The sequence below is a fragment of the Phormidium sp. CCY1219 genome, assembly GCF_035615515.1.
Taxonomy (GTDB): Bacteria; Cyanobacteriota; Cyanobacteriia; order Cyanobacteriales; family Laspinemataceae; genus CCY1219.
In genome coordinates, this window is record NZ_JAJENT010000443.1 from 1 (window position 1) to 25,116 (window position 25,116).

17 protein-coding genes and 1 riboswitch are annotated in these 25,116 nt (G+C 51.7%); of the genes, 6 read left to right on the top strand and 11 right to left on the bottom strand.

Annotated elements, in window-relative coordinates:
• Positions 1-71: 71 nt before the first annotated feature.
• The 6 genes from LKK83_RS10360 to LKK83_RS10385 form a co-directional block, all read right to left on the bottom strand.
• Complete coding sequence (locus LKK83_RS10360; RefSeq protein ID WP_324631018.1) at positions 72-578, bottom strand: TrmH family RNA methyltransferase; 507 nt, start codon at positions 576-578, stop codon at positions 72-74.
• 294 nt (positions 579-872) lie between these two features.
• Complete coding sequence (locus tag LKK83_RS10365) at positions 873-1,493, bottom strand: Uma2 family endonuclease (RefSeq protein ID WP_324631019.1); 621 nt, start codon at positions 1,491-1,493, stop codon at positions 873-875.
• Positions 1,494-1,592: 99 nt separating this feature from the next.
• Positions 1,593-2,585, bottom strand: coding sequence for a methyltransferase domain-containing protein (locus LKK83_RS10370; protein WP_324631020.1), 993 nt, complete (start codon positions 2,583-2,585; stop codon positions 1,593-1,595).
• 240 nt (positions 2,586-2,825) lie between these two features.
• Positions 2,826-3,059 carry a FeoC-like transcriptional regulator gene (locus tag LKK83_RS10375; RefSeq protein ID WP_324631021.1) on the bottom strand — a complete coding sequence of 78 codons (234 nt, stop codon included), beginning with the start codon at positions 3,057-3,059 and terminating at the stop codon, positions 2,826-2,828.
• Between the two features lie 10 nt (positions 3,060-3,069).
• The gene (gene feoB, locus LKK83_RS10380) at positions 3,070-5,436 is read right to left on the bottom strand and encodes a Fe(2+) transporter permease subunit FeoB (RefSeq protein ID WP_324631022.1); all 2,367 of its coding nucleotides are present in this window, start codon (positions 5,434-5,436) and stop codon (positions 3,070-3,072) included.
• Between the two features lie 162 nt (positions 5,437-5,598).
• Complete coding sequence (locus LKK83_RS10385; RefSeq protein ID WP_324631023.1) at positions 5,599-6,306, bottom strand: FeoA family protein; 708 nt, start codon at positions 6,304-6,306, stop codon at positions 5,599-5,601.
• Positions 6,307-6,610: 304 nt separating this feature from the next.
• On the opposite strand from LKK83_RS10385, the gene LKK83_RS10390 reads away from it, so the two are divergent.
• Positions 6,611-6,805, top strand: coding sequence for a hypothetical protein (locus LKK83_RS10390; RefSeq protein ID WP_324631024.1), 195 nt, complete (start codon positions 6,611-6,613; stop codon positions 6,803-6,805).
• 142 nt (positions 6,806-6,947) lie between these two features.
• Here the strand turns inward: LKK83_RS10390 and LKK83_RS10395 are convergent, their stop codons facing one another.
• A complete protein-coding gene (locus LKK83_RS10395; RefSeq protein WP_324631025.1) occupies positions 6,948-7,403 on the bottom strand; it encodes a hypothetical protein in 456 nt (151 codons plus the stop codon).
• A gap of 408 nt (positions 7,404-7,811) precedes the next feature.
• Positions 7,812-10,058 carry a 5-methyltetrahydropteroyltriglutamate--homocysteine S-methyltransferase gene (gene metE, locus LKK83_RS10400; RefSeq protein ID WP_324631026.1) on the bottom strand — a complete coding sequence of 749 codons (2,247 nt, stop codon included), beginning with the start codon at positions 10,056-10,058 and terminating at the stop codon, positions 7,812-7,814.
• A 503-nt stretch (positions 10,059-10,561) separates the two neighbouring features.
• A riboswitch (cobalamin riboswitch) is annotated at positions 10,562-10,708 on the bottom strand.
• A gap of 274 nt (positions 10,709-10,982) precedes the next feature.
• Between metE and LKK83_RS10405 the strand changes: the two genes are divergently transcribed.
• The 3 genes from LKK83_RS10405 to LKK83_RS10415 all read left to right on the top strand — a co-directional run bounded on the left by LKK83_RS10405 (position 10,983) and on the right by LKK83_RS10415 (position 19,483).
• On the top strand, positions 10,983-12,098 hold the full coding sequence (locus tag LKK83_RS10405; RefSeq protein ID WP_324631027.1) for a saccharopine dehydrogenase family protein: 1,116 nt from the start codon (positions 10,983-10,985) through the stop codon (positions 12,096-12,098).
• 158 nt (positions 12,099-12,256) lie between these two features.
• Positions 12,257-14,422 carry a DUF4139 domain-containing protein gene (locus tag LKK83_RS10410; protein ID WP_324631028.1) on the top strand — a complete coding sequence of 722 codons (2,166 nt, stop codon included), beginning with the start codon at positions 12,257-12,259 and terminating at the stop codon, positions 14,420-14,422.
• Between the two features lie 687 nt (positions 14,423-15,109).
• On the top strand, positions 15,110-19,483 hold the full coding sequence (locus tag LKK83_RS10415) for a PAS domain-containing protein (RefSeq protein WP_324631029.1): 4,374 nt from the start codon (positions 15,110-15,112) through the stop codon (positions 19,481-19,483).
• A 101-nt stretch (positions 19,484-19,584) separates the two neighbouring features.
• On the opposite strand, the gene LKK83_RS10420 is transcribed toward LKK83_RS10415, so the two are convergent.
• Entirely contained in the window at positions 19,585-22,488 is a 2,904-nt protein-coding gene (locus LKK83_RS10420) for a GAF domain-containing protein (RefSeq protein WP_324631030.1), read from the bottom strand.
• Positions 22,489-23,025: 537 nt separating this feature from the next.
• Between LKK83_RS10420 and LKK83_RS10425 the strand changes: the two genes are divergently transcribed.
• Positions 23,026-23,688, top strand: coding sequence for a YggT family protein (locus LKK83_RS10425; protein WP_324631031.1), 663 nt, complete (start codon positions 23,026-23,028; stop codon positions 23,686-23,688).
• A gap of 190 nt (positions 23,689-23,878) precedes the next feature.
• Positions 23,879-24,307, top strand: coding sequence for a DUF488 domain-containing protein (locus LKK83_RS10430; protein WP_324631032.1), 429 nt, complete (start codon positions 23,879-23,881; stop codon positions 24,305-24,307).
• Between the two features lie 55 nt (positions 24,308-24,362).
• Here LKK83_RS10430 and LKK83_RS10435 read toward each other — a convergent pair whose 3' ends face one another.
• Positions 24,363-24,491 (bottom strand): hypothetical protein, encoded by a 129-nt coding sequence (locus tag LKK83_RS10435; RefSeq protein ID WP_324631033.1) that lies wholly within the window; start codon positions 24,489-24,491, stop codon positions 24,363-24,365.
• A 2-nt stretch (positions 24,492-24,493) separates the two neighbouring features.
• Positions 24,494-25,096: a DUF488 domain-containing protein gene (locus LKK83_RS10440; RefSeq protein WP_324631035.1), complete on the bottom strand. Its 603-nt coding sequence runs from the start codon at positions 25,094-25,096 to the stop codon at positions 24,494-24,496.
• Positions 25,097-25,116: the final 20 nt, after the last annotated feature.

Genomic DNA, 25,116 nt, shown 5'->3' on the forward strand with positions numbered 1-25,116 from the left:
CGTAAAAAGAATAAGTCCACGAAGGTGGACTTTGCCTGTGTAGCCGCGATTTCAATCGCCCGGTTTTATGGTCAATCGACCGGACATGATATGACGAGGCGATCGTAAAGCAATAAATAAATAGCCGCTTCCAGATTGGTACAATGTCGCGTGGGGATAAACACCCGCCGATGATAAATGTGACGAACGCTTTGCGGGACGCTTCCATCTTCCGGTCCAAACAGATAGATGGCATTTTCCGGATGTTCGAATACCAATAGGTTCTCACAAGCCGGTAACAATTCCACCGCCACGGGAACGGCGTTTTCGAAATAATCTAAGGGGCGGGCCTCCAGGATAATATCCACATCCGCAAAACCCTTCATCTCTTCGCGCGGGATCCGATTTTGCGCCCAGATGGACTTAGCGCAACGCTGGCCCGTTATCCAAACTTGGGACACTCCAAAACAGGAAGCGGCGCGAACCGCAGCGCCTACATTGAACGGATCCCGGGGATCGTACATGAGAATCGCCGGAAATTTTCCCGGACAAGCGGCTTTGAACGGCCATTTCGGTTGCGTTGAAGCAGATTGACTCACTTTAACCCCCTCGATCCTGGAAGCGTGGTGTATTCTAGTCTATCACACCCGTTCTGGCTTTCCCCAGACTCAATTATGACGCCGCCACAGAAGACTGGGGTCAGGTGGGTGCATGGCTCCACTATGGCGGGTTTTTGCCTGGGCCAATTCTTCGGAAAAAAAAGTTAAGGCAAGCGGTGCGCGCGGCGTCTTATGTGCTAAGATAAAGGTGAGGTCTTGCAGGCAAGGCCGCCAAATCGCAGGCCGAGGCAGCTCGGTAAAGCAATTTGTGCAATGTATGGAAAGGATGAGAATTCAGCCACTTGTACCCGCCTGTAACACCTGCACCGCCGTCAACGGTGACGGTTGGCCCACTTCTGATAAAAGCGGCGAAGAGATGACCTCATTCCCCGAAAATACTGCCTCCTCATACAGTCCCGCCACCAGATTCAACACTGTAATTTTCTGCTGCATCGGGTCAACAATCCAATATTCGGCAATTCCCCGCGCTTGGTATTGGGAGCGCTTGTAACGATAATCTCGCTGTGCATTTTTCTCGCCGGGACTAACCACTTCCACCACCAACTGTGGGGGAGGCATATCCAGGATGACAATCGAACGAGTTGCTCCATCTAACGCTTGCGCCAATTCCTCGCTGAGAACCAGAAAATCGGGGAGGCGCACGGTCGATCGCGTTCCACTCACCGCCACTTCTGTCGCCATACTTAAGCGATAAAAGGGAATTCCCAACTGGAGAAAATAGGCAAACAAAAACGATGCAATCCGGCGATTTATCTCGCTTTCAGTGGGCATCAATCGCAATCTCCCATCCTCTAGTTCGTAGCGATTTTCGGTGCCATCATCGTAGTCAAAAAACTCCTCGAAGGACATGAGTTGAGATGGCACCGCGTCGGGGGTATTCAGGGTATTTGTCATAGTTGCCAGTCCTCTGAGAACACCAGTAAAATAGGAGTGAATTGTGGTTTATCCCTGCAGGCGATCGCCTGCAGGGATAAACCCTGCGATTGGCGTGAGTTAGGAAGATTCAGTGGCAACAGCTTCCGGGCGATCGCTTAAATTTGCGGTAGAATCAGCACGCACGGCGCGAAACATACCGAAGCGACACAGGCCCACACCGAAAGCGAAGCGCATCAGCAGAAGTGTGGGCACTTCTCGCAAGGACTTCACGAAACCGGCGAGGCCGAATTTTATCAATCCTTTTGGTCGCACAACACCTTGCCAAATCGAATCCAACCAAGAGGGAAGGGTTTGTGCGGTCCAATCGGCGGTGATGACTTTCCCTTCAGTCAAACCGGTATCTTCCAGGAGTTCCGAGAAACCCTCAATACTGGCAAATGCGGGATGAGACCACTGATCCAGGAGTTGGCGCATTACCGGACGTTCCCAGAAATTGAGCGGTTTTTCGCGATCGTCGCGTTGGTTCCAGTCTGCCACGACCAGAATCCCGCCCGGTTTGACAACCCGGAGCAATTCTTTGGCAAAAACGGCTTTATCGGGCATGTGGGGGCCGGCCTCAATCGACCAGACTACATCAAAACTGGCATCGGGGAAAGACATAGCCATCGCATCATCCACGAGAAATTTCGCATCCAGGTCTGGGGGGGTCAACTCGGTGGCGCGTTGGACTTGTTGGGGACTGATGGTAATCCCGGTAACGGAGAATCCATACTCCCGTGCTAAAATGCGACTGCTACCGCCAATGCCGCAACCCACATCTAAAACCGTGGTTCCGGGGGGTAATTGGTCTAAACCGCCCCAGCGCACCATTTCGCGCACGAAATCCGCTTTGGCGGTGAGAAAGTCCTTGGGTTGCGGGGGTGAGCCATAATGACCGAGGTGGATATGTTCGCCCCAGTAATACTCCAAAATGCCGTCTTCGGTCCATTCGTCGTAAGAATTGGCCACCGTGTCAGCGGATTGATAGCGGCGGGCGGTGAGCAGATACAGGAGAATCGCGATCGCCACCAATCCCAACAAGAGTGCAAGAGCAAGAAAAAACAAATTCATCCAAATCTAGTCCGATAATTGTTGGTGGTGATAAATATTACAATTGTACAAGATATTGTAACGCAGTAGGGTTTTATCGGATTTTAATTTAGACGGACACATACAGTAGGAGAGAATCTCGTAACGATCCAAAAGTGGTGCCCCCCAACCGCCGATGAATTGGGGGGCTATTCGTACTCCCGCCGGAGATTGGGAGTCACGGGGGGAGCTTCGGGAGGTCACGATCGCAGAAAAAGGGTTTTAGGAGAGGTAGGGGTCGATCCACTCGTAAAGCTCCAAGGTTTCTGGGGCGCAGCTATGACAGCCACCACATTTTTTGCTCTCTCGCTTGCGAATTCGTCCTTTGCAGATGAGTCGATCGAGCATTCCGCGCAGAGCATCGGGAGCGATGTGAAAGTGTGCGGCGAGTTCGGCGAGGGTCGTAGCGCGGCGTCCGCGCAGATAGTGTTGCAACTCTTGCAAAATCATTGACATTTCCCTCCATTTACTGTTGCAACGCCTTTGCAGTTTTCCTGCGGGTTGAGTCGATCCGATGGCGGAGGCTAAATCGTTTCAGTCCCGCCAAGGTCGCGAACATCACCAGTGACAGGGAGACCAACCAGGCGATCGCGCTAACCGGACGTTCGTTGAGGTTCATAAACTGGTAGTAGAACACCGCCACCCAATAGGCGAGTCCCGTGGTCCAAGCTGCCACAAAAATCGTCCAGCCGAGATTGGTTTCGCGATACACTGCAGCCGTCGCCGAGACACAAGGGAAGTATAGGAGGACGAATAACAGGAAAGCGATCGCCGCCGACGGAGAGCCAAACCGCATCGCCATTTGTCCAAAGGTGGTGTAATGGACTTCTTGGGTTTGTGCGGCAGCTTGTGGGTCTGCCGTATCGTTCAAAATACTTACGCCAAGCGGGTCGAGTGCTTGATGGGTCAAATCGGCCAGGTTTGCCGGAATGCTGGCAAAAGCTTCGCCAATACCGCCCCAGAAATCGAATGGTTCCGGGGGTTCCTCGCTGAATCCGGCTTCCTGTTCGGCAAGTTCTGTATAGAGGGAATCCATCGTGCCCACCATCACCTCTTTGGCAAAAACGCCGGTAAACAAACCCACGGTTGCCGGCCAGTTTTCCTGTTGAATGCCCATTGGCGTGAAGACGGGAGTCACGGTGCGACTAAACGCACTTAAAATAGAGTCTTGACTGTCGTGCTTGCCAAAAGAGCCATCTACGCCGACGGAGTTAATCAATCCCAGAATCACGACCACGATAACAATCATTTTGCCGGCTCTGGTGATAAAGGCTTTCAGCCGCTCCCACGCGCGAATCAAGACCCCTTTAAGCGTGGGAATGTGATAGGGCGGTAACTCCATGACAAAGGGGGCTGCCTCTCCCCGAAACAGGGTATTTTTCATCACCAATCCGGTAAAGATGGCAGCGAGAATACCCAGAATATAGAGCACGAACACGATATTTTGGCCGTTGGTGGGAAAGAAGGCGGCACAGAAAAGGGCGTACACGGGCAGACGCGCCCCACAGGACATAAACGGATTCATCAGGATGGTCATTAGGCGATCGCGTCGATTTTCCAGAGTCCGGGTGGCCATAATGCCCGGAATATTGCAACCAAATCCCACCATCATCGGTACGAAGGATTTACCGGGTAATCCCATATAGCGCATTAACCGATCCATGACAAACGCTGCCCGCGCCATATAGCCGGAGTCTTCCAGAAGTGCCAAGAAGATAAACAACAAGCCAATTTGGGGGATAAAGGTTGCCGTGGTTTGAATTCCCCCGCCCACGCCATCAGCGAGCAAACCAATCAGCCAACCGGGAACCTGAAGAAGCTGCAACAGATGCGCCGTTCCTCCCACGACAATCGTGCCGACGCCGATATCGAAGAAATCGATAAATGCACCCCCGAGATTAATCGAGACCAAAAACATCAGGTACATGACAAACAGAAAGATGGGAATACCCAGCCAGCGATTCAGAACCGCGCGATCGATGCGATCGGAAACGGTTTGTTTGACTACATGGGTTCGCTGTATCACCCCGTCGATGATATTCTGAATCCAGCTATACCGACTGTCAGCAATCAGCAAATCGGTATCTTCTCCCAAGGTTTGGTGAATGCAATGACGATTTTTGGCAATGCATCGCAATAGATCCGCGCCTAATTCGGGAAGGTGGCGATCGTCATACTGCAATAAGTTGAGGGCAAACCAGCGAACGTTGGCCGACTTCACGGGTTGGACTTCCAGGGCCGGAATCAACTCGGCTAAGGCTGACTCGATAATCGGCGGATAGGCAACATAGCTTTGGGGAATGGTGGGTTGCGCCAGCATCCAGGCGATCGTATCGCATAAGTGAGTCATTCCCCATTCCGTGTGAGCGCAGATCGGCACCACTGGGCAGTCCAATCGTTCGGAGAGGGTTTCGAGATCGATGTGAATTTCTCGCTTCTGTGCCAGATCCATCATGTTGAAAGCGATGACGATCGGTACGCCCATTTCTAAAATCTGGGTCGTCAGGTAGAGATTGCGCTCCATGTTGGAGGCATCTATAATATTGACGATTAAATCCGCTTCCCCGGAAAGCAGATAGTCTCGTGCTACCAATTCGTCGAGTCCGGTGGTCGTGTTTCCGGCATCGATGGAATACACGCCGGGTAAATCGACTACGGTAATGCGGTGCGTGACGTTAATGTTTTTGCCTTGATAGCGATAGCTCCCTTCTTTCCGTTCGACGGTCACACCAGGCCAGTTCCCCACGTGCTGAGAAGCGCCGGTTAAGGCATTGAATACTGTGGTTTTTCCGCAGTTCGGGTTGCCAACCAATCCAATTGTTTTATGTTCCATCGTTTGATTTTTGATGTTGGTTCTACAATCGAGGCTTCGGCTTCAGCCAACGGTCACACCGGGCGAGTTGCCAACGTGCGGAGAAACCTCCCTTCGGGCATTGAATCATGTGGTTTTGCCATTCTTCGGGTTCCCGCGCAATCCAATCGGTGCGATCGCTTCTCATTTCACTTCCTCTACAGGTTCTATAATTAAGGCTTCGGCTTCAGCTTTGCGTAAACTCAGACGAAACCCCCGAACCTCAATCTCGATGGGATCGCCTAAGGGGGCATGACGCTTGACTACAAATTCTGTCCCCGGGGTGAGTCCCATTGCTAGCAATTTACGTTTGTAGTTGCCGACCCCTTCTGCGTAGGCGATCGCCTTTAACGTCGAACCAATCGCTGCGTCGCGCAGTTTGACCGTACCGTTTCCCGTGGTTTCTTTCATCGCTGTCAATTTCCTTTTTATCGTTTCTATGCTGGTCTCGATGGGAGAATCCGCTCGAGTCACTTGGATTTGTTGCGCCATTTTTGCCTCCAAGCCCAAACGGCGCTCCTGAAGTGCCACGATCGCCGAACCGCTTCCCCCGTTCCTCACTACTTGTAGTTCGACTCCCGGCATCAATCCCATCCCCATCAGCCTGGTGTTCGCCGAACCGCAGTTTAACGAAACAATCCGAACGCTTACGCCCACTTTTGCCGTTGCTAAGGAAAAGGTACCCTCTTCCCGATCCTCATTCTCGTTAATGCTAATTTTTTTAGCTAAGCTCCGGTCTTCATACTCGTAGCGCTCGTAAGTCCCCAAATCACCAAAGTACCCAAACCTTTGCATGGCAAGCTTTTTGCCGCCTGAAATCCAGTGGTCTCCCTGTTCGTACTGACGATCCATCCGATTTACTTCCTTTGCCTTAATGAAAATTACTATCAATTATTTTAGAGCCAAACGGAGACCTATGGCAATCGGTTTTGAAAAATTTTAGATTTTCTTTAGACTGCTCAACGGTGGATTATCCCCAGCCTGAATGAAGCCATCAGTATTTATGTATAGTTTCCAATTGGACTTGACTCCCTGTCAGAGACGCGATTTATCGCGTCTCTACAATAATAATTCGAGGGGGTGCGGAGCATCTCTAACGTTAGAGTAGAAAAAGGGGATTCCCCCGCTTGAGGGAATAACGACTTCGCTCTGAACCGTGAATTCTGCCCACCTACTGATGCTCGATTCCCAATCGGGTTGGGAACCAGCCTTGTTCGATGCAGATCTGTGTCCCCCCGATCGCACTCACCCCGCAGCAGGCGAAGCGGATAAAGCCGCCAAAACGCACCTCCGCAACTTCGTGAGGTGCGTTTTCGAGCGGATTGACCGGGCACAACCCCAGTGGAACTAGCGATCGTTTCCGAACATGTCGATCGCCTTGTGAATCATTGCCTTGGTTCGCCGAGCCAATGTGGTCAAAACCGGAGGAATGGGCTTCCCCTTGTCGATCGACACTCCGGGAGAGTTCTCAACTGGTGGGGTGGAGTGTGAAGTCAGGGTTTCCTGAGTTGCTCTTTTTTCAAAGGGATGGATGGCGGTGGGAATTCTTCCCATTCTGTGCAGATACGATCGTAACATACAGGTGGGGTCAGGGGTAGGTTTTTCAGGTAGAAGAAAGTGACATCATTGCCCGATTCCAGTAAAAACACTACTTCCGTATCGGGATTATAGCTATCCACGGCTTGTAGAATATGGGCATTCATAAAGTGATGCTGGAGAATCACGGTATCTGGGGCAGCCAGCCACGCATTCAGGAAAGGAGCCAGACGAGGGCGGGCCACAAAATAGGCGTGAAAGGTTTCACCGGTTATCCCAATGGTAGGATTATTCGTGCTACAGATGACCACACCGCGATGTCCGGTGAGATAGCCGGCCCAAGCATTGTATGCGATCGCCCCTAAATTGGTGGCAATAAACTCTTGTTGCCAGTTTAACTTATGCTTTGACATGGCTCATTCAGAATTCAACATTTAACATAAGCCGATCCACAATAAAGAATTAACGGCACATATCGGGAATGGCGACCCGCGATCGCCCTTCTCCAATTACATCTAGCTGAATGGTGTCAGCAGTTACTACTCTTGTAGAGACGCCGATTTATCGTGTCTCTACCTCGAAATTTTACTACCCCATTCAACTAGATGCGTTACCAGCCTTTTTGATAGGTGGCTTGTAGAGACGCCCATTTATGGCGTCTCTACAAGCCAGAAACATCCGAGAGTCGCGATTCAGTAGAGAAAGGGGGAGACAACCGGATTGTTGACCTGAGGACGTTACTGAATCGTCATGGTTGCAATGGCCCTCGATTCCTCACTTTAGCGACAGCGACGCCGGAGAGTCTCGATTCGCGATCGCGGTTATTTCGAGTTCGACTCCAGTTCTTGACGCAGCAATTGTGCGGCTTGAACCATGTGTTTCAGGGAGGGAACCACTTCTTCCCAGCGGCGAGTTTTCAGCCCACAATCGGGATTCACCCAGATTTGCGCCGTGGGGAGATTGGCGATGCCCGATTTCAACTGCTGCATCAACTGGTCGGTAGTGGGAACCACCGGGGAGTGAATGTCATACACCCCGTTACCAATTTGATGGGAATAGCCTGCTTCCGTGACCTCTTTCAGAGTACGGTTATTGCTGCGGCTGTTTTCAATAGAAATCACGTCCGCATCCAGATTTTCGATGTCACGGATAATGTCGCCAAACTCGGAGTAGCACATATGAGTGTGAATCTGGGTTTGGGGTTGCGCGATCGCCGTTGACAGCCGGAAAGCGTCCACAGCCCAAGTCAGATACTCGCTCCAGCGTTTGGTTTTCAGGGGCAATCCTTCGCGCAATGCCGGTTCGTCCACCTGAATAATCCGAGCGCCTGCTGCTTGTAAATCGGCCACTTCTTGGCGCAATGCCAGAGCGATCTGAAATGCCTGGTCGCGGCGGGAAATATCCGCCCGAGGAAAAGACCAGTTGATAGTCGTCACCGGTCCGGTGAGCATTCCCTTCACCGGCTTTTCGGTGAGAGCTTGCGCCACCTGGTATTCGCGCAGGGTCATCGGGTGGGGGCGAGACACATCTCCGTAGATGATGGGCGGACGCACGCAACGGCTACCGTAGCTCTGCACCCAGCCATGTACGGTGAAGGCAAAGCCCTCAAGCTGCTGACCGAAATATTCTACCATGTCGGTGCGCTCAAATTCCCCATGTACCAGCACATCTAGCCCAATGTCTAATTGAGTTTTGATGCATTCGGCAATGTGGGCATCGATCGCGGCTTGATATTCGGCTTCGGTCAACTCGCCGCGCTTATATTTCACCCGCAGTTGCCGCACCTCTTTGGTTTGCGGGAAAGAACCAATGGTGGTGGTGGGCAGGGGGGGCAACTTCACCTGTTGGGACACTCGCAAGGAATAGGACTGCGATCGCTCAAAATCCTTCGCGGTCAGCTTCTGCAGCTCCTCTTGCACCGCCGGATTCCCGGGATTAAAAGTGGCAAATGCCTGCCAGCACGACTCGAGGTCGGATTGTTGTGCCGCCGTGTCTTCTCCCGCCAGGAACTGACCCAGGAACACCACTTCCCCTAGCTTTTGTTCGGCAAAGCTGAGAACGTTTCGCAGGGGATCTGGCAGTTGAGTTTCCAGGGTGGCATCGTAGGGAACAAATTGCAGGGAGGCGGAAGGGTGCAAGCTGATATTAGAAGTGATGCCTTGAATCGCTTTTAAGGTAGAAAAAGTGGCCTCCGGTCGCACTTTCCAGATGTTGCGCCCATCGACCATTCCCACGCCCAAGCGTTTCTCGGCGGGAAACCCGTGAGTTTTCAGTAACTCCAGGTTGTTCCCCCGGGTGAAGTCGAGACTGATGGCGGACACTGGCAGTTGGATCGCCCAAGGATAGGTATCGCCTAAGTCGTCAAAGTAGGTGACGAGGTGAATGGGCAATCCCACCTTGGCAAAAGCCGCAATTGTTGACTCATACAGGGGTTGGAATTGGTCGGCATCGCCTAAAACCAGTGCGGGTTCGTGGATTTGGACTTCAACGACGCCTAAGTTTTTTAGGTCTTCGAGCAAGGTCACGTAGCGCGGGGTTAGTTGCTCTACCGCTTGTTCGAGACTGAGGTCTAATCGACTCAGGCGCAGCAGGGTCAGCGGTCCGATGACCACCGGGACGACCCGATCGCCCAGTACGGTTTGCGCGCGTTTGACGGTGGCGATAAAGTCGCTGAAGTCTGGGGGTTGCAGGGTTCCGTCGATTTCTGGGACGAGATAGTGATAGTTGGTATCGAACCATTTGGTCATCTCCAACGCCGGAATCCCATCTTTGCCCCGTGTCATCGCAAAGTAGCGCTCTATTCCGGATAAGTTGCGGAAGCGATCGGGAATGATGCCCAAACGCACGCTCCAATCGAGCATTAAATCGTAGAAACTCATGTCGCCGACAGCGATGCGATCGATGCCCGCCGCCAACTGGGTTTTCCAGTTGGCGGTTTCTACATCTCGCACGATTTGCCGCAAGGTGGCTTCATCGGATTTGCCACCCCAAAAGGCTTCCAGTGCCTTTTTCACTTCCCGTTTTTTACCCATCCGAGGATAGCCTAGGGTTTCGGTTTGTATCGTCATCGTGGTTGCCATGTCCTAATTTAAGGTTGCCAAAATCAACTGCGTGCGTGAGGTCGGGTTCGATGAGTTTGAAGCAGCACAAAGTTAGCCCATCGGCTGCCCGATGCAGCCCTATGGGGAGGTTAAATGGCCAATCTGCTGGCGGAATGGATGCCGATCGCGCGCTCGGTTGCCCATTCAAGGGCAACCCCACCGGAGGGCGCTTCGGTTCAGCCCTCTCCCGCTGGCGGGCGTTTTCAGCCGCGCGGATTGACCCGATCGGCTACATGACGTAGCCAGATGGGGATACTTCATTGCATCCGCAACCGCCAACCGAGATGGCGATCGCCCTTTCCATTCCCGACGAGTGCGCGTTAGTCCCGCGTTGTGCCGTGATTTCCCGCTCGCTCGGAGGAGCTTGCTATTCGATTGAGTCCTATATCTAAGGCGAGAGCGCCATCGCTCTCCAATCTCGCTCGGAAAAATACTGCATGAACCATCATCCGTACCTCGCAGATGAAAAATACGACTGTTCGCGATCGGCGGGCATCCTGACTAAGAGACTCCGAAGCGTCTCATCACAGTTGCGGGACAGCGCCGGATTCACACCGGACTTTCCCCGTTTCCTCCAACGGCTGACCCCCGTTGGAACCGATCTTGATTTGATAATTGATATCCTATCACAACTCTCGGCAATTTGAGTCAAACCGCGAAAAAAAATTTCCGGCGATAGCCCATTTCCCTGTCTCCTGAGTCGATCCGCCCAAAATCAAGCCATCCGGGCGTACTTTACCCCTGGGGTTGCGCCCCGGATTTCCTGAGCGCATAAAATGGGCGTGGGGGGCAAACGAAGGGGGAATAGAGCCAGAATTCACCCTTTGTGTAGATGTTCCTCAGACCGGAAACATGCTGAACTCGACAGTGTTGCCATTTGAGAGTAAAACCATGACCAAGACTGTGTTAATTATTGGGGGGCGGGGACGAATCGGCACCGAAGTTGCCCGCGATATTGCCGCTTATTGCCCGGATGCGGAGATTACGATTACCGGACGGGAGGAGAATCCAGATCGTCGTGTCAGCGACGAAATGGGTCAGCGCGTGGGGTATCGGGCGCTGGATCTGGCGGATGAGACGGGACTGCGCGAGGCGATCGCCGATCGCGATTTAGTGGTTCATACCGCCGGACCGTTTCATCACCGGGATGGGCGGGTGTTGCAAACCTGCATCGAACTCGGGGTCAACTATACCGACGTCAGCGACAATCGAGGGTTTACCAAACGGGTACTGGCGTTAAAAGAAGCGGCGCAAGCTGCAGGCGTCACCGCCATTGTCAACACCGGCATTTTTCCGGGGATTTCTAATAGTTTAGTCCGCCAAGGGGTCGAACAGCTAGACCGCGCCGACAAAATCCATTTAAGTTATGTTGTGGGCGGGTCTGGTGGTGCGGGAGTCACGGTGATGCGAACCACCTTTTTAGGGTTGCAACAGCCGTTTGAGGTTTGGAAAGACGGAAAATGGCAAGTGGTGAATCCCTACAGCGATCGCGAAACCGTGGAATTTCCGCCACCTTATGGTAAAATAGGCGTTTACTGGTTTGACATGCCAGAAGCCTTCACCTTGCCCGAATCCTTTCCGGTGCAAACCGCGATGACCAAATTCGGCACTGCCCCAGACTTTTACAACCATTTAACCTGGATGGTGGCTCACTTGTGGCCCTCAAGTTGGATTAAAAACCCCGCTGTGGTGGAATTTTTATCTCAAGTTAGCTATTTTATGACCTCAATTACCGATAATTTTAGCGGCACTGGGGTCGCCGTGCGCGCTGCAGTCAGTGGGATGAAAGAGGGTAAGCCCGCTACCTTTTGTTCCAGTACGCTACATGAAAGTGCGGCAGTGGCAACCGGCATCGGCACTGGCAGTATTGCCGAAATGATGCTCGATCGCAAGCTCGATCGCCCGGGGGTGTGGCCGGTGGAACAAGCTTTGCCCACGGATTTATTCAAACAAATCATGGCCAGTCGGAACATGAAGCTTTATCGAGAGTTCAGCATTGACACTTAACATGGGAGAGCACGGCTCTGTGAGTATATCACTCTCGGGGGAGGCGTGACCAGCAGGTGCAACGAGTTAGAGGAGTTAGGAAACCGGGGCAGGGGCGATCGCGCATTTCTGTGGATTTCGCTATAAAATAGATGAACCATTAAATCGGTGGAAAGCTGATGTCCATCACACAAGTGAGTTCTAAAATCGACGCCGTGAAACTGTATGCGGCGGGAGCCACAGTGACGCGAATTGCCCCCTTGCCCCACCTGGAGGGACAGGCGCAGCGCGTCGAGATTGCGGGACTGCCCCTCGCCCTGGACGACGCCAGCATCCGGGTGCGGGTTGCGGGAGAAAGCGGCGAGGTGGCTGTGGCCACAGATGTACGCATCGCGTTAACCGTACCTCCCCGGGAGGAAACTGCGCCGTTTGAGCAAGAGGACGAGATTGCCGCAGCGCGCTATGATGTGCTGCGCCTAGAAGATTTAAGCGGATTAATCGACAAAGAAATCCAGGCATTTTATCAATTAGACGTGCCCGATCGCCCCCTGGTGGAATTGGGACAAGCGCCGCCACCCTCTCCCCTGGCGGCGCGGTTGAGTTTAGCCACCTTTACCGACTTCCAGGTGCGCGCGCGCTTGGGGGAAAAGCGAGAAGTGGCGGCACAACTGGCACAGGCGAAAGAACGATTGCGCGAATTGCAGGCAAAACAACACGCCGCCTCTAACGCGCGCAAAGCCAAACCCCACGAACTTCGCAAAAGCGCGATCGTCACCGTGAGTGCCCAGGGAGAACAAAGGTCTTTACCGGGGCAATCGTTAATTCTGGAATATTTCGTCCCCGGGGCGCGATGGACTCCCAGTTATGTCTGTCGGTTGGATAGTGCCAGCAATCGGGCGCAGATTGGGGTGCGGGCATTTATTTGTCAGCGATCGGGGGAAGACTGGAAGGGCGTGCGATTGGAACTGTCTACGGCGCAACCAATAAGTTGGTGCGAGTTACCCCAATTAAATGTATTGAAAATTGGCCGATCGCAACCCCCACTGGCAACAAGGGCCTGGCGCAAACCCCCGGCGGGCGCAGAGACCTTATTTGAAGATTACGATCGCCAAAAACCCCCGGCGCAAGCCGGACGATCGCTTCCCTCATTACCCACATTACCCCAACTGCATCCCCCCGCGCCCCTGGAAACATCCACCCAGGAGGATGAGGTGGAACTTGAACTGGGGGACATAGAGTTGGAAGCGCTGGTGGAGGAGATGGAGTTTGAAGATTTAGAAGACTTTGAAGAACTATTCGAATCAGAGCAAGAAGAGCAAATAGACCGATCGCTTGCAATGGCACCTGTAGTGCCGACAGCAGGAAGACCACCCGCCTCCCATAAAAAACTGGCGGGACGAGGGATGAAAAGTCAACCCGCCGCCCCCGCCAAGGCCCTGCGCGATCGCGAAACCCGCGACACGGTAGAATTAGCCTATGGGTTGATGCGCCTGGGAGACCCCAGCGATCGCCAAACCCGAGGAAAATTGGCGATCGCCCCGCAAAAAGACATTTATCTAGAACAGCTTCAAGCAGCAAACATTACCCTGGATTTTAACGTTTCTGCCGTGGTGGAAAGCGCCATTTCCCAAGCGAAACGCTGCTTGAATCTTCGCTTACCCCCCGGTGGGGTGAACCTGCGAACGGCTGCCGGTTCATTCGATTATGCCTATGCAGCACAAGGAAGAATTGACGTGCCCGCAGATGGACAATTTCACTCCGTCGCTTTAAGCGAGAACAGCACCGACATCGACTTGCAATATGTGGTGGTTCCGCGCGAAGATACCAATGTATTTCGCATCGCCCAACTTCGCAATCCCTTAGATGCCCCTTTACTCGCCGGACCGACGGATGTTTATGTGAATGGGGAGTATATTTTATCCACCACGATCGCCACCGTAGCGCCGCGCGGACAGATGGAATTGGGATTAGGCGTGGAACAGGGAATTAAAGTGGCGCGCAACACCGTTTATCGGGAAATGCGATCGGGCGAAACCTTGGTGGCGTTTAATGAATTGCGCCATAAAATCGCCATTGAAATCGCGAATAATTTGCCCCGAGAGGCTAAAATAGAAGCGCGAGAACGGGTCCCGATTCCCGACGAAAATGCCAAAGTAGACCTGCAAATCGACCGGGTGTCTCCCCCGTGGGAACCCTATTCCCAGCAAGAACGCAACCAACCGATTAAAGGCGGATATTGCTGGCAAGTGGCAGTTCCGCCCCGGGAGAAAATGACCCTAGAAGCGAATTACACGATTAAGACTTTTGTAGATAGTGAATTAATCGGGGGAAACCGCCGAGAATAATGCCAGTTTCTAAATACGCAAGGGTGCAAACCTTTACGATCGCATTTATTGGGGGGGGAGGCGGAGCCTCGGGAGGGACGTTCCCAGGCAGGAGCCTGGGAACGAGTTACGCCTGGGAACGAGTTACTAATCGGGGGAAACCGCCGAGAATGAAGCCAGTTTATAGAGAGTTTCCCGGTTTTCTCTGACGCCGCAGCCACAGAATCGGCGGCGTTTTTTGGACCGATCCGAAGAATCAATGCAGCAGGTTATCTGGCTAAAATTATCGGCGATTGCGAGGGTATATTGACTCAAAATTCCAGTAAATTACTGGAATTAATCAAAGCTAAAAGATTGGCGATATAGGTAAAAATACGGTAGACAAAAAATGAACTGTAGGAGGAAGAAATGAAATGAATAGAGGGAACGGAAAAGAGGCGCTGGAAGTAAAGAAAAGTTAAAAAAGTGGAGCATGGTAGTGGTTAAGTGAAAAAATGTGGTAGCCTAGGAATAGGCCGAAAAAGGGCTGGGGATGTAGGAGAGGCTACTAGAAGCAGATGCAAGAGGTGATTTTTGCGTCGCAGCCGAATGGATGGCCAAAACAATACCGATTAGGGGTCGCTCGAAAAGTGGCGACAAGAAGGGGATGCTTACTATTTTTTCCACAAAAAATTAATTTAGCGAGCTGATATGCACAGGCCACAACTCATGGCAAAAAAAGGCCAAAAAAAACGCACCCAAATGAGCGATCGCGCTCATTTTTTTAACCGGTCACTAGACATGCTTTGCATTGTCGGATTTGACGGTTATTTCAAAGACCTAAACCCCCGGTGGGAAAACACCCTCGGCGACAACCCAGAAAAACTGCGATCGATGAAGCTTATCGAAGCAGTTCATCCCGAGGATCGGGACGCCACCCGGGGGGAACTAGAAAAACTGGCCACCGAGGCGCAACCGAGAACCTTTGAAAATCGCTATCGTTGCCAAGATAGCACTTACAAACGGCTGCAATGGAGAGCGACGCCCGATGCAAACCGGCAGTTAATTTACGCCGTGGTGCGCCCAGTGGAAGAAAAAAGCGAGGAGGAGAAAACGCGAGAAGGGTTAGAGCGCCTATTGTCCACCAGTCCCCTAGTGATTTATAGCTGTAAACCCGAGGGAGATTTTGGGGCTACCTTTATTAGCGAGAACGTCAAAACCCTGATGGGGTACGAACCGGAGGATTTTATCAGCGACCCCACCTTTTGGAGTTCGCGGATTCATCCCGAGGACAAAGCGCGCATTTTTGCCGGCTTGAGCGTCTTATTTGAAAAAGGACATCACGCCCACGAATATCGGTTTCGCCTCAAAGATGGAAGCTATTGCTGGATGCACGATAAACTCCGATTAATTCGCGACGCCGAAGGTAAACCCATAGAGATGGTGGGATGCTGGCAAGATATCAGCGATCGCTTCCAAATGGAAGACGCCCTGAAACGGGCCAACCAAGAACTGGAAACCCGCATGGAAGAACGGACCGCCCAACTGCACCGTACCATTGCAGAATGCGAACGCGAAATCGCCACCCGGTCCGCAGCGGAAAGCGCCCTGCACAAAGAACGGGAATTTTTAAACGTTTTACTCGACAATCTCACCGACGGGATTATCGCCTGCGACCCCGACGGAAAATTAACCCGCGCCAACCGCGCCACCCAAGAGTATTGCGGGTTGCCCGAAAAGAGCATTCCCCTGTATGAGTGGCCCGAATATTACGAGATCTACGAAGCCGATGGTAAAACGCCGATGCCGGTGGAGCGAATTCCCCTAGCGCGGGCATTGCAGGGAGAAACCAGCAAAAACGTAGAAATGGTGATGGTTCCGAAACAAGGGAAACCCCGCACTCTGCTCGTCAGCGGGCAAGCGATCGCCGATGCGGAGGGAACCCAACTCGGGGCCGTCGTTACCCTGCGTGACATCAGCGATCGCAAAGCAGCAGAAGCCGCCAAACGGGAAAGCGAATCCCGCCTCAACAGCATTTTAAACGGCTTAAAAGACGTGGTGTGGTCCGTGGATCCCCACACCTTCGAGATGCTGTATTTAAACCCCGCCGCCGAGAACCTCTACGAATCTTCCCGCCAAGAATTGTTTGACCATCCCACATTTTGGATCGACCGAGTGCATCCCGCCGATCGCGACAGCGCCCTGGCCCACAGCCAAGAAGCGATCGCCACGGGCAACAGCGAAAGCGAATATCGCATCATTCGCCGCAACGGCGAAGTGCGCCACCTCTATTCCCGCTGCTGGCTCACTTACGACGAAACCGGCCATCCCCTGCGCCTAGATGGCACCCTCACCGACATCACCGATCTGTTCCAAGCGCAAAAAAACCAAGCCCGACTCACCGCTATCATCGACGCTACCCCGGACTTTGTAGGAATTTGCGACGCCAGCGGTAAGGTTTTCTACGTCAACCCCGCCGGGTTGAAGATGACTGGCTTTCCAGAAGATATAGATGTCACCACTGTGCATATTTCCGATTTCTATAGCGCCTCGATGGAGGAATTTTTCGCCACGGTTGCTTTACCGACGGCTGCAACGGAAGGAGTCTGGAGTGGCGAAAGCCGATTAGCACACCGCGACGGGAGAGAAATTCCTGGCTCTCACGTGATTATGAGTCACAAGTCGAAAACCGGGGAAGTGGAATGTTTTTCTACTGTCTTCCGCGACATTACCGAGCAAAAAGCCATTGAAGATGCCCTGCGTCGCAGCGCCACCCAACTCGCCGAAGCGCAAAAAGTCGCCCATCTGGGGTCCTGGGAATTGGATGTCGCCACTCAAACCGGCAGTTGGTCTGAGGAAACGTTCCGCATTTTTGGATGGGAACCGAGGGAAACTCCGCCGAGTCTGGCAGAATCGGTACAGCGGGTGTATCCGGAGGAGCGAGAGAAAGTTGCCACGGCGATCGAAGAGGCGATCGCTACCGGCAAAGCCTTTGAAATCGACCACCGCATCCTGCGCCCCGACGGTTCCATCGCCGAGGTTTCCGCCAAAGGACAGGCGACGATGGGTCCGGAGGGACAACCGATAAAGATATTTGGTACCGTGCAGGATATCAGCGATCGCAAGCGCGCCGAAGCTGCCTTGCGCCGCAGCGAAGAACTGTATCGCGCCCTAGCTCGCAATTTCCCCAATGGCGCGATCGTCCTCTTCGATACCGACTTGCGCTATACTTTAGCCGACGGCACCGAATTATCCAAACTGGGTCTGTCCAAGGAACTCATGGAAGGCAAAACCCTGACAGAACTTTTCCCCCCCGAGTTGTGCGAAAACATAGAACCCACCTATCGCGCCGCCCTAGGGGGGGAAACTACGGTATTTGAAGTGCCCTATCAAGACAACATCTATTTAGTTCATATCCTGCCGGTCAGAAATACTGACGGTGAAATCTTTGCCGGCATGTCCGTGTCGCAAAACATTACCGAACTCAAGCAGATAGAAGCCGCCCTGCGAGAGTCGGAAGCGCAATTCCGCCAATTAGCAGAACGGGAAGCTCTAATCAACCGTCTGGCGCGGGATATCCGCAACTCCTTGGAGGTGGATACTATCTTGGAAACCGTGGTGCAAGAGATTCACAATCTGTTGGCCCTTGACCGCTGCTTGTTTGCTTGGTATCGCATCGGCGCATCGGATCGGCAATGGAATGTGGTGCAAGAAGCCAAATTGCCCGAGTTACCCAGTGCGATCGGTTCTCACCCGGTCGAGGAACATCCCCTGTTGGACTCTTTCCTCGAGCGCGAACTCCTCTGTGAGGAGAATGTGGCGGCTGTCACCGATCCGGTAGAGCGAGAAGTCTATCAATCCTGGGGGTATGTGGCGTTCGTCTCCTTACCGATCCGGATGTCTTCTGGCGATATTGGCATCCTCAACTGTGGCCATCATACCACAGCCCGCCCCTGGAGCGACTCGGAATTGGAATTGCTCAAATCCGTGCGCGACCAATTGGCGATCGCCCTCTACCAAGCGGAACTCTATAGCCAAGCGCAAGACAACGCCACCCAAGCGCAACGGCGTACCGAACAACTGCAGCAGACCTTACAAGAACTGAAACAAACCCAAGCGCAACTGATCCAAACCGAAAAAATGTCCGGTCTCGGTCAGATGGTGGCGGGGGTGGCTCACGAAATTAACAATCCGGTGAATTTTATTTACGGCAATCTCACTTACTTGGGAGAGTATGCCACAGATTTACTGACGATTATTCAACTTTATCAGGAACATTGCCCCGACCCAGATCCGGAATTGTCAGAGGCGATCGAAGAGATGGAACTGGATTTTCTCGTGGAAGACTTGCCGAAAATCATCTCCTCAATTAAACTGGGCACCGAACGCATCCGCCAAATCGTCCTCTCTCTGCGAAATTTCTCTCGCCTCGACGAAGCGGATATGAAAGAGGTGGATCTCCATCAAGGAATCGACAATACTTTGTTGATTTTGCAAAACCGCCTCAAGTCCAAACCCGATCGCCCCGGAATTCAAGTGGTGAAAGAATACGGCTCATTGCCCCTTATCCAATGTTATGCAGGGCAAATGAATCAGGTGTTTATGAATATCCTCAACAACGCGATCGATGCGTTAGAATCATCGGTCACTGGTCATTTGTCATCGGTCACTGGTCATTTGTCATCGGTAACAAATTCAAACGACCAAGGACAATTGACCAAGACCTACGGACAATTGACAAACGACAAAAGACAAAAGACAAATGACCAACCACAATTGACCAATGACCAAGGACAATTGACCAAGACCTACGGACAATTGACCAAGACCTACGGACAAAAAACCATCCACATTCGCACCCAGAAGCTCGGCGATCGCGTCTCTATTCAGATTTCCGATAATGGGCCGGGAATGACGGAAAGCGTCAAATCGCGTTTGTTCGACCCCTTTTTCACCACCAAACCCGTAGGGAAAGGCACCGGTTTGGGACTCTCGATCGGCTATCAAATCGTGGTAGACAAACATGGTGGCACCTTACAATGCGACTCTACAGTCGGTCAAGGTACCCTCTTTACCATCGAAATTCCCATCTCGCAGTCGTAGTAGTCGGGTGGGCATTGCCCACCTCTTCCCTCCCTTGACAAAACAAATTTTTTATGGGATAATAAAAAGCTAATTAATTGCTAAATAGTCCCGAAAGCTTTTTACCCTTGCTGCAAAGGAATTTCGATGGTAAATTCCGTCCCTTGAGTGGTTTGGGAAACGCAAGTGAGCTGACCCTGATGTTTTTCGATAATTTGATAGCTAATGGACAGTCCCAATCCCGTCCCTTTTCCCACGGGTTTCGTGGTATAAAAAGGGTCAAATATTTTCGCGATCGCTTCTGGTTTCATCCCGACCCCGCTATCGGCAATTGAAATTTTCACCCGATTTTCTGGGGTCAGTTCTGTGGTAATGGCAATGGTCAATTGTCCTTGGTCGTTGGTCATTTGTCCTTGGTCGTTTGAACCTGTTGTTACCGATGACAAATGACCAGTGACGAATGACGAATCACCGGAAACTTTTTCTTCCAGAGCGTCGATCGCATTGCTGAGCAGATTCATAAACACCTGATTGAGCTGACCCGGATAACATTGCACCTGGGGAAGTTTGCCGTAATTTTTAATGACCTGAATCGGGGGACAATGGGCGTTATATTGCAGGCGGTGAAACAAGATTTCTAAGGTACTGTCGATATTTTCATGCAAATCCACCGCCTTCATTTCCGCTTCATCCAAGCGAGAGAAGGTGCGAAGGGACTGGACGATTTCTTTAATTCGTATAGATCCCATTTTCATGGAATTTAACAACTTCGGCAAATCTTCCATCAAATATTCCAGTTCGATGGTATCGAGTTCGGAGACAATTTCCGGAGGAGGTTCCGGATAGTGCTGATTATACAGTTCGATTAATCCGAGTAAGTCCGCAATATAATCGGCGGCGGGAGAAAGATTGCCATAAATAAAGTTAACCGGGTTGTTAATTTCGTGAGCGATACCGGCTACCAACTGACCGAGGGAGGCCATTTTTTCGCTGTGAACCAGTTGAGCTTGGGTATTTTGGAGTTGCTTGAGGGTTTGGGCTAATTCCTCTGCTTTTTCGCGTTCGCGGGTTTCAGAACGGCGCAATGCGGCTTCAGCTTGTTTGCGATCGCGCAATTCGTTTTGCACTTGTTCGTAGAGGGTGGATTGTTTGATGGCGATCGCCAATTGCACCCCCAACTGGCGCAAGGATTCGACTTCCAATTCATGCCATTCTCGCACATCGCGACAGTGATGAGCGATGAGCAATCCCCATAAATTGTCCCCTTGCAAAATCGGCACCACCAGATTGGCTTTGACCTGATATTTGCTCAATAAATCCACGTGACACTGATTTAAAGTGCTGTGATGAATGTCGCCGATCGCGCGGGTACGCCCTTCGCGATAGAGGGAGACATATTTGCCCGAAAAACAGGGGTCGTGAATTTGCTCTCCCCAAATGGGCATCCACTCTGGTGCTACCGATTCCATCACCACCTTTCCACTCCAATCTTGGGGGTCGAACTGATAGATAATCGTGCGATCGGTGGATAAAAATTGGCGCACTTCTGTCACTGCAGTGGAGAGCACTTCGTCAAGATTGAGAGAACGACGAATGCGATCGAGCATTCCGCCGACTAAGCGTTCGCTGAGCAGTTTGCGGTGTTGCGCTTCTTCCGCCTGTTTGCGAGGGGTAATATCTTCGATCGCCGCGATCGCGTAGCTGATGTCTCCCGCCTCATCCCGTACCAAAGAAACCGTGACATTCGTCCAAACCCAGCGTCCCGTTTTATGAATAAATCGCTTTTCGAGAGAAAACGCCGAATCATCGCCGCCAATTTCGCATCGGGGTGCCAAATTGTTCTCCAGGTCATCCGGGTGAGTAATATCCATAAACGTTTGCTGTAGCAATTCGCTTTCCGAATAGCCGACAATCTGACAAAATCCCGGATTGACCTGAATAAATCCCCCATTTGGCCACACTTGTGCGATTCCGATCGCCGCATTTTTGAAAATCGCGCGAAATCGTTGTTCGCTTTGGCGCAGGGATTCTTCCGCTTGTTTGCGCTGAATCAGTTCGCCCAGTTGCGTCGCCACCACCGATACTAATTTCAACACGCGATCGTCGAACGGAGTGTGGGTTTGAGTGAAAAAAACTAACACCGCTAACAGGTTATTATCTTTGGTAATCGGAACGCCAAATCCCGTTTTTAATTGCACGGAATTTGCAATAGCAGTGCGATGAAATATCGAGGCTTCTAGAGTGGATAAATCTGACAGCCATTCCGGTTGCTTCGAGACCCAAACTCGTCCGGGAAGTCCTTCATTGGGGGCAAAAGTGCGTTTAGTTATTTGAGATTTAAAAGGCGTAAAACTCGCATCGCGCGCATAACAAGCGCCACTGTATTTTAAATGGGTTCCTTCTTCATTGGGCACCCAAGCTTCTGCAAAATCCCACTGAATCGTTTCGCAGCAGGAGCGCAAAATAATTTTTAATGCAGAGGGAAAATCGGCGGATTCCGCGATCGCGGAAGTGGTAGACAGTAAAAACCGGATTTCACTTTCCGCGCGAGTGCGCTCGCGAACTTCCGATTGCAAGCGCGTATTTTGGGCTTGTAGTTCTTGGCTTTGTTGTTTCAGGCGATCGTGCAAAAAACGCAACTCTAGCTGGTTTTTGACCCGCGCAAAAATTTCCGCCACCTGAAAGGGTTTTGTGATATAATCAGAACCGCCTATTTCAAAAGCTTTTACTTTGTCTTCCACCTCACTCAGCGCACTCAGAAAAATGACCGGAATGTCGCAAGTTTCTGGCTGAGATTTTAATTGCTGACAAACCTCATACCCATTCATCTCAGGCATGTTAATATCCAGGAGAATTAAATCGGGAGGAGCCATTTGCGCGGCTTTCAGCGCCAGTTGTCCGTTAATGGCTTTTCTGACTTGATAGCCTTGCGAAGCGAGCATATTCGACAGCAATCGCAGGTTATCCGGCGTATCGTCCACGATTAAAATGTCGGCTTTGAGTGTTGCTGGTTGCTGGTTATTCATCTGAATTGAGTTGCGAGATAGAGTTATCGAGTGTCAGTTCAATAGCCGATTTACGCTGACCCCTGTTTGCGATCGGCAGGCGAAAAAGGAATTTAAGTGAAGGATAAGTGACATCCTCTCAACCCAAGGGGTTGAACTCTGCCAATCCATTATAGCCTTAGACTTATTCTGTCGCAATTTGCCATGAATAAATCATCAGAAGGAACCGGAAAGAAAGGAGCGGGAGGCACGATCTCAACTGTTGCACCCCGCCCGAGAATCAACCCGCCTCCTCCCCGCATCCCTGTTGGGGGGAAAGGCAACATATTGTATAAAATTTGCATGGATTTTTTGAAAAAAAGGGAGTGCTTTAGGAACGGGCCAACCCGGGAAATCGCGCCAAAAAAAGCTAACGAAATGCAAGGGAAGGGTTTTAATCTCCCTGGTGAACAAGCGACCCCTAACAAGCCCAATACAGCGGGTAAAAAAAGCACAACTGCGCCTCGGGGGTTGGCGTTGAGTAGCATATCTGTAGAAGCGCCCTGATGGAGGGAAAAAATGAACCCAGAGTACAACCGATCGCGAGAAGAAAACAGTGGCGATCGCGAAAACCACCAGAATGAAGAACAGTGGCGTTTGGAAGAACAACGCCGCAACCGCCGTTTGGAAGAGCTTTCCCAAGGAGAACCGGATCCCTATGCCCCAGGAGAGGCGCAACAGTGGCACCCAGAACCAGAACGCCCTGGGGGATCCGGCGATCGCCTATCCCCACCAGACCCCCGCCTCAATCGGCGCATCCAGGAACTCCGCGAAGCAGAAGCACGCTTAATCCGTCGCATGGAGGAATTGCGCCAAGAAGAAGCCCATCTGACTCGCCGTCTGGAGTCCCTGCGCTTAGAAGAAGAAGAGCGCCGCTTTGCCGAAGTTCACCGCACAGCGATCGTCGCCAAGGTACAACAAGCGATTTATTATCTAACTGGCGCCTTAGGGGTGCTGTTATTGTTACGAGTGCTTTTGCGCCTGTTTGCTGCCAATCCAGAAAATCAATTTGCCGGCTTTATTTACGAGCTATCTAAGCCATTTGTCGTCCCCTTTGAGACCCTTTTTGGTACCCCTACCTTCGGACAAGCGGCTTTTGAATTCAATACCGTAATTGCGATGGGGGTTTACGCCTTGCTCAGTTGGCTCGTGGTGCGGTTAATTCGCTTAATCTGGAGCTAAAAAAAAGGGGGAAGGATTGCGCTCTCGGTAAAGCAGCGATCGCCGTCGGATTCACAGAAGGTGGCGATCGTTGTCATTGCGGTTAATTTATCCGCGTGACAGAAGCCTTTGCCTTACATCGGTTATTGTATAGAAACCCAAGCCAAAAGCGTCACCTTCACCCAAGCTCGTTGATTTTAACACCAAAATTATGAGAACAGAAAATCCAGTCCAACCCGGAAAGTTATGTATTTTTACCTTTGGATATGGCAATCGAAAAACCTACGATGCCCTAGAAACCTATTTAACAGACTACGAGATTAAATGGGTGGTGGATGTGCGGAAAAGCCCGAGGGCTTGGAGTCAAAAATGGTACGGGAAGCAACTGCAAAAACTGTGCGAGTCGCTGAAAATTGGATATGTGTCTAAAACATCTTTGGGGAATATATCCGGTAAAGCAAACTGGATTCCGCCGAATGCAGAAGCCGCCGAAGAAGCGTTAGCGGAAGTGGCAGAAATGGCTCGAGAAGGGTCGATTTTGTTGCTTTGTGCAGAAATGGATGCAAACCGATGCCATCGCAAGGAAGTTGCCGATCGCTTAACCGAATTAGTCTCGATTCCGGTGGAACATTTACGTTAAAATTCGCGGTCAAAAGCAGCGCTTGATGCAGGAAGTTGCGATCGCCAAAACGATCTTAAAAAAGCCGCATACCCCGATTGGCGATCGCTGCTTTTTGCCCCCAGCCACATTGCAATAATTGCCGCAGGCGATCGAGAACACCACCCGCCAACAAGGCGATGGAGAGGCGCGATGCATTCATCATGCTTATTGCGACTTCGGTTTTTTCGCGGAACGGATTTGAGAACTCGGGAGAGTATCCGCCTCCGGTGGCGGATCCGAGAGCGATCGCGCTTCTAACTCCTGCAACTGTTGCAATCCATACGCCTCCACTAACCTTTCCTCCAAATGGGAGTGAGACTCCAATTCGCCATCGCCGAGAATGTGCTCGATCGTCAAATCCGTATTTCTCAGATGTTGGCACACTAAAATTGTGCGATGGCAGGTAATCGGGTCTTTTTCGGCACACATCAGCGCGATGGTATCGGTTTGACAGTCTTGCAGCAACCGTTTGATTCCGCGATCGAACTCTGACGTTCCCACCAGTGAATCCGAGAGGGATTTCCCGGTCAAGTCAAAACACCCGGACTCGTTGGCTTTGCCCCCGAGTTCCCGACCCAGGAACAGGTAGCGAATCCCTGTATTTGTCAATGCTTTTTGCAGTTCCGATTTATTGAACTGCGGGAAATAGCGGCTATAGGGGTGCGATCGCACGTCCCCCACCACCGTCACCCCATGTTGTTGTAGTAACCCAATAAATTTGCCAATGGTATGATTGGAATGGCCAATCGTGAATAATTGTCGAGACATGACCTAAACTATCCTCTAAA

Bases quoted from the DNA above. Each gene is read 5' to 3' on its own strand.
- LKK83_RS10410 (WP_324631028.1), top strand. From the start codon at position 12,257: ATGTCCATCACACAAGTGAGTTCTAAAATCGACGCCGTGAAACTGTAT.
- LKK83_RS10365 (WP_324631019.1), bottom strand. From the start codon at position 1,493: ATGACAAATACCCTGAATACCCCCGACGCGGTGCCATCTCAACTCATG.
- LKK83_RS10440 (WP_324631035.1), bottom strand. From the start codon at position 25,096: ATGTCTCGACAATTATTCACGATTGGCCATTCCAATCATACCATTGGC.
- LKK83_RS10420 (WP_324631030.1), bottom strand. From the start codon at position 22,488: ATGAATAACCAGCAACCAGCAACACTCAAAGCCGACATTTTAATCGTG.
- LKK83_RS10375 (WP_324631021.1), bottom strand. From the start codon at position 3,059: ATGTCAATGATTTTGCAAGAGTTGCAACACTATCTGCGCGGACGCCGC.
- LKK83_RS10385 (WP_324631023.1), bottom strand. From the start codon at position 6,306: ATGGATCGTCAGTACGAACAGGGAGACCACTGGATTTCAGGCGGCAAA.
- LKK83_RS10425 (WP_324631031.1), top strand. From the start codon at position 23,026: ATGAACCCAGAGTACAACCGATCGCGAGAAGAAAACAGTGGCGATCGC.
- LKK83_RS10405 (WP_324631027.1), top strand. From the start codon at position 10,983: ATGACCAAGACTGTGTTAATTATTGGGGGGCGGGGACGAATCGGCACC.
- metE (WP_324631026.1), bottom strand. From the start codon at position 10,058: ATGACGATACAAACCGAAACCCTAGGCTATCCTCGGATGGGTAAAAAA.
- LKK83_RS10430 (WP_324631032.1), top strand. From the start codon at position 23,879: ATGAGAACAGAAAATCCAGTCCAACCCGGAAAGTTATGTATTTTTACC.
- LKK83_RS10415 (WP_324631029.1), top strand. From the start codon at position 15,110: ATGGCAAAAAAAGGCCAAAAAAAACGCACCCAAATGAGCGATCGCGCT.
- feoB (WP_324631022.1), bottom strand. From the start codon at position 5,436: ATGGAACATAAAACAATTGGATTGGTTGGCAACCCGAACTGCGGAAAA.
- LKK83_RS10395 (WP_324631025.1), bottom strand. From the start codon at position 7,403: ATGTCAAAGCATAAGTTAAACTGGCAACAAGAGTTTATTGCCACCAAT.
- LKK83_RS10370 (WP_324631020.1), bottom strand. From the start codon at position 2,585: ATGAATTTGTTTTTTCTTGCTCTTGCACTCTTGTTGGGATTGGTGGCG.
- LKK83_RS10435 (WP_324631033.1), bottom strand. From the start codon at position 24,491: ATGATGAATGCATCGCGCCTCTCCATCGCCTTGTTGGCGGGTGGTGTT.